Annotated in this window: 12 protein-coding genes; 2 read left to right on the forward strand and 10 right to left on the reverse strand. The window is 36.5% G+C overall.

Annotated features, from left to right (window positions below):
• Positions 1–5: 5 nt before the first annotated feature.
• Both AAOP42_RS07370 and AAOP42_RS07375 read right to left on the reverse strand, forming a co-directional pair.
• Positions 6–875, reverse strand: a complete 870-nt coding sequence (locus AAOP42_RS07370; RefSeq protein WP_349527838.1) for a geranylgeranylglycerol-phosphate geranylgeranyltransferase — start codon at positions 873–875, stop codon at positions 6–8.
• Between the two features lie 108 nt (positions 876–983).
• On the reverse strand, positions 984–1,700 hold the full coding sequence (locus tag AAOP42_RS07375; RefSeq protein WP_349527839.1) for a hypothetical protein: 717 nt from the start codon (positions 1,698–1,700) through the stop codon (positions 984–986).
• Between the two features lie 176 nt (positions 1,701–1,876).
• Here AAOP42_RS07375 and AAOP42_RS07380 point away from each other — a divergent pair, with 176 nt between their 5' ends.
• Positions 1,877–2,458, forward strand: coding sequence for an FISUMP domain-containing protein (locus AAOP42_RS07380; protein WP_349527840.1), 582 nt, complete (start codon positions 1,877–1,879; stop codon positions 2,456–2,458).
• A 74-nt stretch (positions 2,459–2,532) separates the two neighbouring features.
• Here AAOP42_RS07380 and AAOP42_RS07385 read toward each other — a convergent pair whose 3' ends face one another.
• Complete coding sequence (locus tag AAOP42_RS07385) at positions 2,533–3,450, reverse strand: hypothetical protein (protein WP_349527841.1); 918 nt, start codon at positions 3,448–3,450, stop codon at positions 2,533–2,535.
• Positions 3,451–3,710: 260 nt separating this feature from the next.
• Here AAOP42_RS07385 and AAOP42_RS07390 point away from each other — a divergent pair, with 260 nt between their 5' ends.
• A complete protein-coding gene (locus AAOP42_RS07390) occupies positions 3,711–4,478 on the forward strand; it encodes a hydroxypyruvate isomerase family protein (protein ID WP_349527842.1) in 768 nt (255 codons plus the stop codon).
• A gap of 349 nt (positions 4,479–4,827) precedes the next feature.
• Here the strand turns inward: AAOP42_RS07390 and AAOP42_RS07395 are convergent, their stop codons facing one another.
• From AAOP42_RS07395 to AAOP42_RS07425, 7 genes are all read right to left on the reverse strand, one after another.
• Positions 4,828–5,472 (reverse strand): sterol desaturase family protein, encoded by a 645-nt coding sequence (locus tag AAOP42_RS07395; RefSeq protein WP_349527843.1) that lies wholly within the window; start codon positions 5,470–5,472, stop codon positions 4,828–4,830.
• Between the two features lie 80 nt (positions 5,473–5,552).
• The gene (locus AAOP42_RS07400) at positions 5,553–6,128 is read right to left on the reverse strand and encodes a DUF4833 domain-containing protein (protein ID WP_349527844.1); all 576 of its coding nucleotides are present in this window, start codon (positions 6,126–6,128) and stop codon (positions 5,553–5,555) included.
• Between the two features lie 14 nt (positions 6,129–6,142).
• Positions 6,143–6,856, reverse strand: a complete 714-nt coding sequence (locus tag AAOP42_RS07405; protein ID WP_349527845.1) for a CDP-alcohol phosphatidyltransferase family protein — start codon at positions 6,854–6,856, stop codon at positions 6,143–6,145.
• Between the two features lie 20 nt (positions 6,857–6,876).
• Positions 6,877–9,447, reverse strand: coding sequence for a DUF5686 and carboxypeptidase-like regulatory domain-containing protein (locus tag AAOP42_RS07410; protein WP_349527846.1), 2,571 nt, complete (start codon positions 9,445–9,447; stop codon positions 6,877–6,879).
• Between the two features lie 377 nt (positions 9,448–9,824).
• Complete coding sequence (locus tag AAOP42_RS07415; RefSeq protein WP_349527847.1) at positions 9,825–11,453, reverse strand: flotillin family protein; 1,629 nt, start codon at positions 11,451–11,453, stop codon at positions 9,825–9,827.
• A gap of 1 nt (position 11,454) precedes the next feature.
• Complete coding sequence (locus AAOP42_RS07420) at positions 11,455–11,976, reverse strand: NfeD family protein (protein ID WP_349527848.1); 522 nt, start codon at positions 11,974–11,976, stop codon at positions 11,455–11,457.
• Between the two features lie 64 nt (positions 11,977–12,040).
• Positions 12,041–13,588 (reverse strand): polyamine aminopropyltransferase, encoded by a 1,548-nt coding sequence (locus AAOP42_RS07425; protein WP_349527849.1) that lies wholly within the window; start codon positions 13,586–13,588, stop codon positions 12,041–12,043.
• Positions 13,589–13,635 lie beyond the last annotated feature (47 nt).

Here is a 13,635-nt window from a genome sequence, read left to right on the forward strand (position 1 = left end):
TTGAATCAATTAATTATTGTCATACTTAAAACTCCTCCTATCATCAACCACTTGCAATATTGGCTCAATTGATAAAAGTGGTGTTTGGCATCAGCCTTTACCAATTTATAAATCAGGAATAATGATGGAATCAGCAAAATCAGAAAATAACCCGTAACAGCTATATTCCCAATTTTTGATGCGAAATAAAAAAGAGAAATAGTAAATCCCAAAATCAATATGTAAAGTATCCATTTTGTTTTCCTAATTCCTAAAACTATGGGAAGAGATTTACATCCGAATGCTTCATCTCCTTTCATATCCTCCATGTCTTTTATTATTTCTCTGATCAGGGTAATACCAAAGGCAAAAAAAGCATAAATGAAAATCTTGAACTCTCCTGATCTAAAATACACGGCGACTATTAATAATGAAAGCGCAGTAAGAAATGCTACTGTTATGTTTCCCAGTAAAGGAAGTCTTTTTAGTTGATTCGAATAAAACCACAATAGAAATGCAGCTACCAAATTAATCAATCCAACCCATATTGAAACATATACACCTACAACTATCCCTATAGCATTGAATATTTGATGCCATATAAGCACAGGCCGTCTGTTTAATTTGTTTCCAACAATAACTTTACCAGGCTTATTGATCATATCAATTTTTATGTCATAATAATCATTGATATAATATCCGGCAGCAGCAATAATAGTTGTACTTAATACTAGAAGAAAAAAATTAAAATCCAGAATTATATCCCATTTGGATTGCCCCAACTCTACCAAAAAAAATGCAGCACAATATTGAGTGAAAAAGATAATGATAAGATTGGGAGTACGGGATAATTTGAGTACTTGGAGAAGAGAAGAAAAAGACAAAATCTTAAACATAAATCAAAGATAAGCCTACATATCCTATTAACAACCACCTACCTGGAAACGAATATGCTGCTATTCACCAAAGTAGTAGGCGAAACTTTTGAGCTTAAAATCGCTCACCTATTTAGTTTTCCAGTTCTTACGAAGATCTGATATTTCTAACGATGGCATTTTTAACGCCAGAGAATCCGATCCAATTTCTACCGAATTGGCTTTCCAATCATCGTGCAACTTTGAAGGCACTATCCTTTTCAAATCAACTCCGGCCTGAATCAGTGTATAAGCTATCAACTGTATATCATCATTGCTAATGTCATCACCATAGTAAAGAGAATTAGACGGAAAGTCCGCAAAAACACTATCGGTTTTCCTTTCATGGATATAGAAACCATATTTCCTCAAAGAATATACCCTGTCTTTATCCTTGGGTTTTGTATAATATCTAACTACAACATCACTTCTTGATTCTGGTTTATTCAATTTAGAAAGAACAGAAGATTTATAATTGTCAATTAAGTCTGCAAAATACTCTTCGTCTGATTTGTCGCCCTTAGAATCAGTTTCATCCTTTTTGGAAACAGTTGATTTCAATTCAACTTTAGCTGGCTCTTCTTTTTTGTTATGACTATTCACAACCTTATCGTGCTCTTCTACCAGTTTATGGTTCTCTTTCTGATCTTTAGCCGATCCCCCATGCCTATACGATCTTTCTACATATTTTTTTTGTGGTCGATCGTGTTCCATATAGGTATTTATGAAGGCAACCAGTGCTACCACTAAAGCCACAAAGAAAAAATATCCCAGTGCTGACCACTCCGGTTTTTCTGTATCTTCCATTTCCATTTTTTTTGATTATTTAAATCTAGCAATTTGATGTCTCCCAACAAAATGAAACGGATAATAGAGTAAATAATAGATGTTTTGAGATGATTTTTTAGAAAAAATCAGTAATTTGATAGATAATAGTAAAATATAGTAGTCACAAACTTTTAATCATATTAAAATTCCTTGACATGAAAACCACTTTTACCTTACTGTTTCTTTGTTTGCTTTCTCTAAATATTCTGGCTCAGGAAATGAGTAAAATGACTGACACAAGAGATGGAAAAATATACAATACTATTGACCTCAAAATCACACTCGAAGGTGGCATTTACGTTCATCGCGTATGGATGGCTAGTAACCTCAACTATGCCTCTGAGAATTCTGTTTGCTACAAGAGCGAACCAGCGTATTGTGATGCTTTTGGAAGACTATATAACTGGGCAGATGTTCAAACTGTGTGTCCCGAAGGGTGGCACTTGGCAACTGCAAAAGAATGGAAAGAGGTGATTTCCACATTTGGAGGCATGTACGAAGCTGGCAAGGCTCTCAAAAAAGATGGAAGCAGCAACCTCAGTATGATAATGGGAGGATTTGGTGATGTTGCCAATGTATTTAGCGATGTAGGCAAAAGTGCCAACTACTGGGAGCAAGGTGAGGAAGGCAAAAATACCGCTCCGATGATTTCAATTCATAGTACACACAATGAACTGTCAGAAGTACAAATCAGAAAAACAAACTACAATAGTTGCAGGTGTGTTGCTAATTACTAAAAAATAACGATCATAAAAAATCCGGTTGAATATTATTCAACCGGATTTTTTATGATCGTTTCTCTAACTTTCGATTAGCTATCCTCTTCTTTTTTCAATTTGGCAAAATCGAATTCCTTTAGAAAGTTCTGAGCATTTTTGAGGTTGTTGAATTCAAATTCTCTTTTTTCACCCTTGTTACTATGAATTTCCATTTTCACCAAAGCCACTCTTATATCTAACCCAAGAGGATCATCTACAAATCTCGTTTTATCACTTACCGCAAAATCACTTTCCGATTTTTTCTTCGAAAGCTTAACAGTTTTTCTTTTGATTCTTTTACAATAAGTACATTTATACTCTTTTTGGATTTCGCCATTTTCGTGTTCGGTGGCTTCTTTTAATATCTCTTCCTTATCAAGCTTCAAAGTATGAAAACCACAACGATCACATTTCATGGCATGAAGTCTTCCTTCGTACTTTTCTATCTGGGTATCACCTGTTTCTACATCTATCCATACATCATAATCTACAGAAAAAACATCCTCTTCTGCCTGCATCCCTTCATCCAGATAAGCATCTTCTTCATCTTCTCCCAGCAACTTCATTTTATTTCCATTTTTAGGATTAATTCTTGGCATATACCTGAGAATTTCCAATTTTTTATGCTGTTTGGCAGGGTAATAATATTTTAGCACTAAATGAGCCACATACACATGCAACGTACCTATACATACTGCTATAAAAAGGCGTATGAAAAACCAAACAACACTAAGTGCAACAGCATCGTCCTTATAAGTATTGAATAGAAATACTATAGCCAACGCAATAGCAATATGAGAAGCCATAAAGAATTTAGATTCCTTATTACTGATATAATCGTATTTTTCTTTAGGTGTTTTGAGGGAGGAAAGTCTAATCTTATAAAAAATATAAATAAGGACTGATAACCCTAGCATTACGGGGGCAAGCATGAACATAGCCTGGTTCCATACATTTAAAAAATCTCGCATTTTTTATTCTTTGATTGGTTTAACAATTTATGATAACCATAGCCCTTACAATATTCACGAAACTTTAGTTTAATCCAAAATTATTGGCTTTATTTTATAATAAATAAGACTTTATTGAGATATTTTAATTTAATAACTCTCGAAAAAGCCTGATTATATTTCGGTATTGATTATATACTTGGCTAGATTCGAAACTCCAATGAATCATTGTTTTAAATCGTTATATTGGATATAAAAAACAGTTGAAAAAAATTGAAATTATGTTGAAGGGAAATATCAATCATTCGGTTTGTCGATGGTGTTATGAAGACATACCACTAGAACAATTGTGCGAAGCAGCAAATGAAATCGGAATTACCTCTATCGACCTGCTTGAGCCTGAAGAATGGAAAATAGCTCAGAAATATGGATTGACCTGTGCTATGCCAAACGGAAGCCCCTTGATGATAGAAAGAGGCTTCAATAACCCACAACTCCACGAGCAACTGTTGAAAGACTATACAGAAAGAATTCCGATGGCAGCTGATCATGGATTGAATACAATCATTTGTTTTTCAGGTAACCGCAATGGACTATCTGAGAAAGAAGGGCTTGAAAACTGTGCAAAAGGATTGGAACCAGTGATAAAACTGGCAGAAAAATATGGCATTGTATTGTCTATGGAACTACTCAACAGCAAACTGGATCATCCTGACTACCAATGTGACCATACAGAATGGGGCGTAACATTAGCAGAAAAGTTAGGATCAGAAAACTTTAAATTGCTTTACGATATCTACCACATGCAAATTATGGAAGGTGATATAATCGCCACCATCCAAAAACACCATCAATACATTAACCATTATCATACAGGAGGGGTACCTGGACGTGCCGAAATAGATGAAATACAAGAGTTGAATTATCCGGCAATTATGAAGGCAATATTAGCAACAGGATATACCGGATTTGTAGCACAGGAATTTGTTCCTAAAGGAGAAAATCCTATAGAATCATTACGGAAGGCAGTAAACTTATGTGATATATGAGTTAACCAATTTCAACAACAACATTTGTCATAGGATACTCCACACAAAGCAGAACATAGCCCTCTGTTTTTTATTTGGCTCACCAAATTCCCTTGATAGTTATTAACCAGTAGTCTGTATCGATGATTTATATAAAAGCACGTTCTACTTAGTCATCTTACACTTTCAAAGAAACCCAACAAGCATATCAGTCAAACCAATCGTTCTTTATTCAGTAAAGAATTCAAAGAAGTTTTAACACAGCCAATGAAATAACAGGAAGATTAAAACAGGTGCTATATTGAGCACTACCATTGACATGACAGAGAGGACCCTGGATACAATACTTAACTAAATAGTAAACGAAAGATCAGTCTCTTGATGGTTCTTTTACCTTTTTCTTGTCATCATATCCAGATCGTAAAATGATATCCCATAGCGGGGTGCTTACTCCAAAGCCATTTTCAGGATCTACATAGTGGTGCTTCATGTGATGGTCTTTTATTGCTCCCCAAAATTTACCTTTCAACTTGAAATGATGCATGGCATAGTGCCCCATATCATAGAACAAATAACCTAAAAGAAAGGAAGCAAACATTGGAGGGTAGAATTCTCCTGCCGCATTTTTGAAAATGAAATAGAACATAGTGGCCAAAGGAAGGCTAATAGCAGGCGGCAGAACCAATCTTTTTGCATCGTTAGGGTAGTCATGATGAACGCCGTGTATGATGAAGAAAAATCGTTTTCCAAGTTTTGATTTTGGGTGATAGTGAAAGAGGAAACGATGAAGCAGGTATTCTGACACTGTCCATAAAAAAATACCAGCCAGCGTTAACCCTATGAATTGCCATACAGAGTAAGATCGTTCAGCGAATGTTATGTAATAAAGATATCCTATGCAAGGAAGAAAAAAATATAATGGAGTGGTGAAATGTACTTTGGAGAAAAATTCCAGAAAGTCACTTTTAAACATTCTGGCTGATTCGTTTTTATTTGATACAAATAACTTTTCCATAAACTGGTTTTTTAGCAAAATTAATAAACTATGTGGATGGATGAAGTCTGAAACATGAGATTCCTCACCTTTTAAACTGATTATTCGGGGATAATCTTTTCATATACCTCTTGGCCAGTCACCAAATCTTCTCCAAAGACCTCAACATAAGATATTTCAGGGATAAAGAAATTCTTAGCTATTTCAACATATACATTTCTAAATCGAGCCATTTTGCCATTGATTATCATATTGGCTTGCATTTCTCCCTTCTCATTTTCAAAGACATGAATTTTTTTCTTTTTGTATGACACCAAGGAAATATCGTATTCGTCTTTTTTCGTTGAGGAATAGACATGTACCCCGTAAGCCAGTTTTTTCTGTATATAGTTGAGTTCGTTTTTTGTGCTGTCTTCACTATAGCTTAGCCAGTACACATGAACGGGATTTTCAGGGTTTAGCTTTCCTTGTTTGTCTCTTTTCCCATCATAGACAATTGCACTGGCATTATTGGATCTTTGTATGTAGAACAAAGAATTATTGGTGCGAGGTGGGGTAGGGTAAGTGTGCCTTTTGTGAATGGCACTGCTGCCATCATTGGTTGACTTTACTGCTACAAATTGCCCGTTGGATTCTATAGCAATAAGAAAAAAACAAGTTAAAAAAATTGACTTCATTTTATTTTTTCAATCTATTTTCCTTTTAATACTTTTCTGCTGTGACTTAAGCGCTCTATGGCGGTATAGTTGGCTAAAATCGCTACTATCAATATGGGGGTGGTGAGGATGGAAATGGTTTCAAACAACACCATGTCCAATGTTTCTGAATAGAATTTATAGTCTCCACCAATTTTTCCTGATACCATACCGCATATAGTGGCTGATACACCAACTATTATTACTCTTTCCGGCCTTTGCATAATGCCCACACTACAGTCAATACCCAGCCCTTCAGCACGGGCTCGGGTGTAGCTCACCATAACAGATCCTGTAAGCGCAAAAAACACAAACATAGAACTGAGAAAATAATGGTGGGAAATGAGAAAGTAAGAAACACCGAAGAACATGATAATTTCACTCCATCTATCCAGTACCGAGTCGTACAGAGCCCCGTAAGTGGATGACATTCCTGCTACTCTGGCCAGGCGACCATCTATCATGTCAAATAACCCGCCCAGCAAGATCAATGCGCCTGCCCATCCTACATAGCTGAGGTTTTCTCTGGGTGCAGTTTCAGCACCAACAATAAACACTATAGCCGCTCCTACATTTATTACCAAACCTATTGTAGTAATAGTGTTTGGTGAAATTTTTAATTTTACCAAAAGATTAATCAGAGGATTAATCGCTTTGTAAACCAGGGGTTGACCGTATTTTTTAAGCATAATGGCTGTATAGTCGGGCAAAATTAATACTTTTTAACAAACTAAAATTCAATCTTAAATCTTCCACGGATATTGTATCCTGAAGCTATCCCAGGTTGATCTAGTTGTGTCCAACGTTTTACTAAATCTACCCGAAATATTTTAAATATATTTCCTATTCCAATACTCGTTTCTAGATAGTGATCCAAAGCTGAAGTAACGGGATTTCCATCAGGATCAACCGGATAACCTGGGAGTATATCCGGGTGTAAGTCAGGGTTGTTCAAATCACTTACATCTCCAATTAGTCCTTTGAAAGTTATAATGGACCTCCATTTCAATTTTTTGATAACAGGAATTTTGTTCAGAATGTATCCATTGAAATAATGAGCATATTGTAAGCTTACAAACCTGTCACTGGTAAACTCCAAAAAGTTCATCAGGTTGTATGATCGTATTTGATAAGAATATGTCTGGTTGGCACGTGGTACATTTAGCAAAGCATACGGCACTTGTCCCCAAATTTTATTTCCTTCCACTTCAGTGTCAAAATATCCGAATGGAGGAACATAAGTACGTTTGAATATTCCCAAGGAAAACTTGTCATAAGAATACGGGCTGTCAAATACGTTTTCGAATCCCTTATCGTATTTAAAAGTGAATATTGGATACTTGTTGTAAATAGGTACTCTAAACTGTATCCCTTCATAATATTGCTCATTTGGCGCTATTCTTAAGGTCAGGTTTACTTCTGATGTTTTTAGTACCTGAGCATCTCTTTCTTCTTTTGAAATAAAATCAAACTCGTCATCAATATTTCTTACCCCGGGTGCAAAACTTAAGATTCCACCTGGACGCATATCAAGCTTTTTTATGCCAACAGTATAAGAAATGCCATTTTTGAGTTCTTTCATGTACTCAAATTGTATTTTCTTATTGTAAATCTGTTTGTTGTTGACCCCCCGCTTAAATGAGAGTAAAAAGTTATCTTCCTGAACGAACATTAATTCTTCCCCCGGATTTCTGATTTCATCCTGATAGGTCAGTTTAAAAGCATCAAGCGGATTTTTATTTCTGAAGTATAAAAATTCGGTGGAGTATTTCCATTCTTCATCCTTAAAACCATAAGCTCCGTAGGCTTTGATCTGAAATTTCTCACTGAAATTATTGTTGGTTTGTCCTCCAATCCTTGCTCTGAATCCTTCTACGTTGTTCCAGCTATAAAAGGTATTCACCGGCCCTACTGATATTGGTCCAAAGTCTTTGTATCCGACTGCCACCAGAAATAGGATGTCCATCATTCGTTTAAAGGCGGGAAGTTCTTTTACTTCTTCCACCATTTCATAAACGCCTTTTTCTGATTTGGACAATTCCATGTGCCTGGCTTCTTCCCAGAATTGATCGTCTTTTTTGCGGACATCAGGTTCCTCTATAATGTTTTGAAGATCGGCATAAATACTGTCTTCACGAGGCTGGTTATAGACTCTGTCTTTGAACGAAACAGTTCTTTTGCCATACATATCCAGTTTGCCCGGGATATCAAAATCAATACTGATTTTATCTACTTTGATGATATAAGAGCCGGCTTCTGTTTTTTCAAACTCCTGATCGATGAACAGGTCGTTTACATAGTTCAAATTAATTTTATGAGATATTCTCATCGACACTTTTCGTACCGCATAAGCAGAATCGGTCGTAATGAACAGGTTTCCTACAAAAGCAAGGTTGTTTTCATTTCTGGGTTGGAAAGCCAATTTGTATAATTTCTCTCCATCTATATCCAGAGTATCGGCTATGTAGTATTTGTATGTTACTGGTGCTAATCCTGAGATTGGGCTGACAAATTTTTGGGTCAGCACATTGATATTGTTGTCATAGATATCTACTTCCTGATACATCTTATCAATCAGCATGGAGATTCCCTGATTGTTCAGGTAGTCATGAAAACCTGTCATTTTCTGACCTTTTCGATATTCTATTTCTTTTTGAGGAGACTTTCTATAGTAAACTTTCGAACTGGTTTCTCTAATGAATATTGGAAGGTATGTTTTTCCATTCACTTCAGAGGTATCTACATAATCGAATACCAACTGAAAATTCTTCATGATTTTCTTTTGTCTGAATTTTTCAGTGATATTGTTAAAATCAAACTCTACTTTTTCATACTTGTCATACTCTAAAAAGTCAAGGTTTTCAGTCCTGTTTTCCTCTCTGTGCTCTATTACTTTTTTCATTAAAGCGACAGCCGGGTTGCCTTTGTTTCTATACCTGAGTTTTGTTCCCTCTACCACTACATCTTCCAGTTCCATACTGGTTTCTTTCAATTTGAAAGTTAGTCTGTGAGATTCCCCAACTGTGATGGCTATAATCTGAGGCTCATACCCTATGAAAGAAGCTTTTAGGTTTGATGTTGCATTTTCCGTTTCAATGTAAAATTTACCTTCACTGCTTGATACAGTTCCTAGTGTAGTTCCCGCAAATGAAATGTTAACAAAAGGAAGAGGTTCCCCTGTGTCAGCGTCTTCTACTGTTCCCCAGATACGAGTTATACTCTGGGCGTGTACTAATAAGGAAGTTTGGAATAGTAATAATGTTGATAGCAGTAAGAATTTAAGGTGTTTTTGAATTATCATTTTATGATTAGAGGTCTAATAAAGGAGTTGTTTGTATTGGTTTTCGGTAGTTAGTGATAAAATAATGGTTTGGTTAAATGTCAATTATCATTGATATATCCCCCAACCCATTTTAAATTAATTCTATATTATAAACTGTTTAATACTCATTTTTGAGATTGATGTTTCTAAAATTGCAATTATTTAAGAAAATAATATTGTAAACCTCTCATAAACAGCCTTCTGTGTATTTAATTTCTGTCAGAAATCAAATAAAGCGCAAAATTAAAGTATTTGTTACTTTAATGAAAACATGGCTCAAAAATTTGACTTTACAGATTTCATCAATTCTGTAAAGTCAAATTGAAAGAAAAGTACTGGAAAGGTTCTATGTTTGATTATTTCAGTGCTTTCTTTGGAATAGCTCTTTTACGTGGAGGTGTTCTACTTGTTTTTGTTTCCGGATCATTGGTTTCTTTGATCTCTTCTGCTTCGGGTAGTTCAATTTCCCCATCTACATTCATACTGCCTAAATAGTCTGGCAAATCAATTCCAACTTGCTTAGCCAGGTCATGAATTGGTGGCAGTGCGCTGATATAATTTCGGATAAAAGAGGAAGTGGCATTTTGACCGTTTGCATTGCCGTTGGAACCGGAATCCCAAACTGTTATTTTATCTATTTTCAAATTGGCAAGGGCTTCTGTTTGTCTGCTTACCAATGTATCTAATTGTTCTAATAGCAGCAGTGTTGAAGCTGCTTTGCTATCTCCTCCACAAGCTTCAATTATTTCTTTATATCCATTGGCTTTGGCATTCAACAACTCTTGCATACCCTTGGCTTCTGCTTGATACTTCAACAGTGTAGAGTCAGCTTCTCCGCGGGCAATGTTGATCAATTGTTGGGCTTTGGCTTCTGCATCGATAGTTGTCTTTTTCTTTTCTATTTCATTTCTGACCACTTCTTCCTTTTCAAGTCGGATTTGTTCGGAAATTTTTTCTGCCTCTAAAATTTCTTTCATTGCATGCGCACGAGCCACCTCGCTACGTTGCTGAGCTTCTGCCATGCGTTCAGCAAGTTCAGCATTTGACAATGCTTCTTTGGCTTTTGAATGGTTTTCTCCGGAAATGGCCTCTGCTTCCAATGTAGCCACTTTTATCCTTTGTTCAGTGTCAGCTTCTTTTCTTCCCTCTGTTGCACGAGCGTTTTCCAAAGCAATTTGCACCTCCCTTTCCCTTCCGGCTTTTGCTTCTCCCAGACTTGCTTCGGTTTCAAAGTTGGCGATTGCAACTCTTTTTCTGGCTTCAGCTTCCTTCACACCTTCTTCGTTTTGTGCCAACTCTTTTGCTACATTAACATCTTTTTCGCGCATAGCCCTGGCTTCTCCGGTAGCACCGGAAGCATCTTGATCTGCCACTTCTACTTTTGCTTTGTTGATAGCTTCTGCTGCTGCTTTTTTACCAATCGCTTCTATGTAGCCGGATTCATCAGTTATGTCCTTGATGTTTACATTGATGAGTTCGAGTCCAACTTTATTTAGTTCAGAAGCGACATGTTTGTTGATCAGTTGCAGAAACTGTTCCCTGTCCTTATTGATTTCTTCAATAGACAATGTTGCTATGACAAGCCTCAACTGGCCAATGATGATATCTGTAGCCTGAGTCTCTATTTCATCTTGGCTTAAGCCAAGTAACCTTTCAGCTGCGTTGAGCATGATTCCTTCCGCAGTGGAAATACCAACTGTGAAAGTACTTGGAGTATTGATTCGAATGTTTTGTTTGGATAATGCTCCTTTAAGATCTATGTCAATAGGAATTGGTTTCAAATCCAGGAATTCGTACTCTTGAATAATAGGCAGGATAAATGCTCCGCCTCCATGAATACATTTGGCGCTTTCTGATCCTCCGACTTTCCCATAAACTACCAATATTTTATTTGATGGGCACCTCTTATATCTGGCGATAAAGAGCAATATCAAAAAGATAAATACTACGGAAACTATTCCGAAGACACTAAATAAAAACTCCATTTCAATTGTGTTTATAAGGTTCTACATATAGTACATTTTCCTTCACGTCGTATATGATTATTTCCGTTCCGGTTTCAATTTTTTCTTGATTTGTTTTGGCATGAAAAGTTTTCAATCTACCCTGAATGATGACCTGCACTTGTCCTGACCCCTCTCCTTTGGCTGGAATACCTAAGTACACTTTGCCTGTTTTTCCAATTGCATTATTAATATCAATATTTCCTTTTTCTTCCCATCCTTTAAGTTTTTTTAGAAAAAAGATGCTTCCAACAAGAGCAACAAGACCCATCATTATGGAACTTATGAGCACTTGTAAATCGGACATGGAAGTCATATTATGAGCAAGAAATCCTGTCCAACTTCCAACACAAATGAAGGCTATGATTGAGCTGAATGAAAAATGATCGCCTAAAAAATCAATGTCTATGCTGTCTATATCCATTCCGAGTAAATTGAGCAGTACGAAGACTCCCAAAAAACCACTCGAATAGATGGCAATGTTCCAATATATTTCTACACTCATAGTTGTTGTATTTAGGTATAAAGTGTTATTTCATCTTACAATTCAACTCATATTTTTTAAAGCATCAATACACATCCCATTTCCCATCGAGGTAATATTTATACAAAATCGGGTTATGGATTTTGTTTATTTCTATATTCAATGTGTCATTTTCAAACAACTCTTTGCCAAAAGAAGTAATCAATGTCATCGCATCATGATTGATCCATCGGGTTTGAATTTTTGGATTTTCAAAATCAAGAGCCTGCAAAGCAGCAACTAGCTGTTCAGGACTGCTGTCTTTCCCCCCCAATACCCACCCCCATTCTCCTAATGTCATCACCTGATTGTGAAGCGGAACGGTGGTAAATCCGGCAGTTTTCATGGTTTTGTCAATGCAATTAAAGGCTCTGGCGGCATAGTAGGGACTACCAGCCTGAGTGATTACCAATCCATACGGCCTAAGTCTTTTGTAGCATAGCTTGTAAAATTCGTAAGAATACAACCTGCCGATTTCTACGGTTTTAGGATCTGGTAAGTCTATGATAATCACATCATAATAGCTGTTGTGGTCTTCCAGAAAATTATAGCCATCTTCATTGATGATGGTCAGCTTTTCGTGGTTCATAGAGTTTTGATTCATCTCTACCAGCAAGTCATTTTGCTGGCCAAGTGTAGTCATGGCTGGATCAAGATCAACTAATGTAATGTTTTGTACAGATTCATACTTCAAAATTTCCCTGACGGCACCTCCGTCACCACCACCCATCACGAGTATATCGGCAGGCATTTTCGAAAGTCTCATAGCGGGATGCACTAAAGGTTCATGGTACATCACCTCGTCTATAGAACTCAACTGTTGGTTTCCGTTTATAAACAACCAAAAGTCCTCTTTTGATTGAGTTATGATTATTTTTTGGTATTTACTTTGTTGTTCAAAAACGACCTTGTCTTTATATCGTCTTTCTTCCCCATAGCTGATAATGGGTTCTGCAAACAGATATCCTGAAATCAATAGAAGAAACACACATAAGGACAATATATTGATCTTGACAATTTGCCTTTCTCCGAGTGCGGACTTTAGCATAAAATAGAGCCCAATCGCTACCGAAAAATTGATGCTACCTAAGATGATGGGCGTATAGGTCAAGCCTAAATATGGCAAACCGATAAAGGCAAAAAAAACTCCTCCTACCAGACTTCCATAGTAGTCGTTTTCCATTACAGAGGAGACATTTACATGTAGTTTTTCAAATTGATCATTTAGCCTGATTACAATGGGGATTTCCATGCCAATGAGCAGGCCTACAATGATACTGAGGGAATAGATAATTAAATAGGAATTACCATAATAGGCTGAAGCAGAATAGGTGATAACCGAAACATAGGCTGTTAGCACTGAAAGTGTAAATTCTATTAAAATAAATCTCTGTAGGAGGTTTTTTGAAAAATACTTACTAATACGGCTACCAAGACCCATTGAAAACAACATGATAGACACGATCATGGTCCACTGGAAGACTGAGTCTCCCAAAAAGTAAGTGGCAAGAGTAGAGAGTACATATTCTGCTACAATTCCAGACAAGCCTGTGGCAAACAGAGCAAGCTTTAGTATGTTGGATTGTAGTTTCATGTATAGTCAATTAACAATTACTCATGTGCAATCGGCATTATTTCACT

This window comes from Reichenbachiella sp. MALMAid0571 (genome assembly GCF_040151475.1).
Classification (GTDB): Bacteria; Bacteroidota; Bacteroidia; order Cytophagales; family Cyclobacteriaceae; genus CAXBNB01.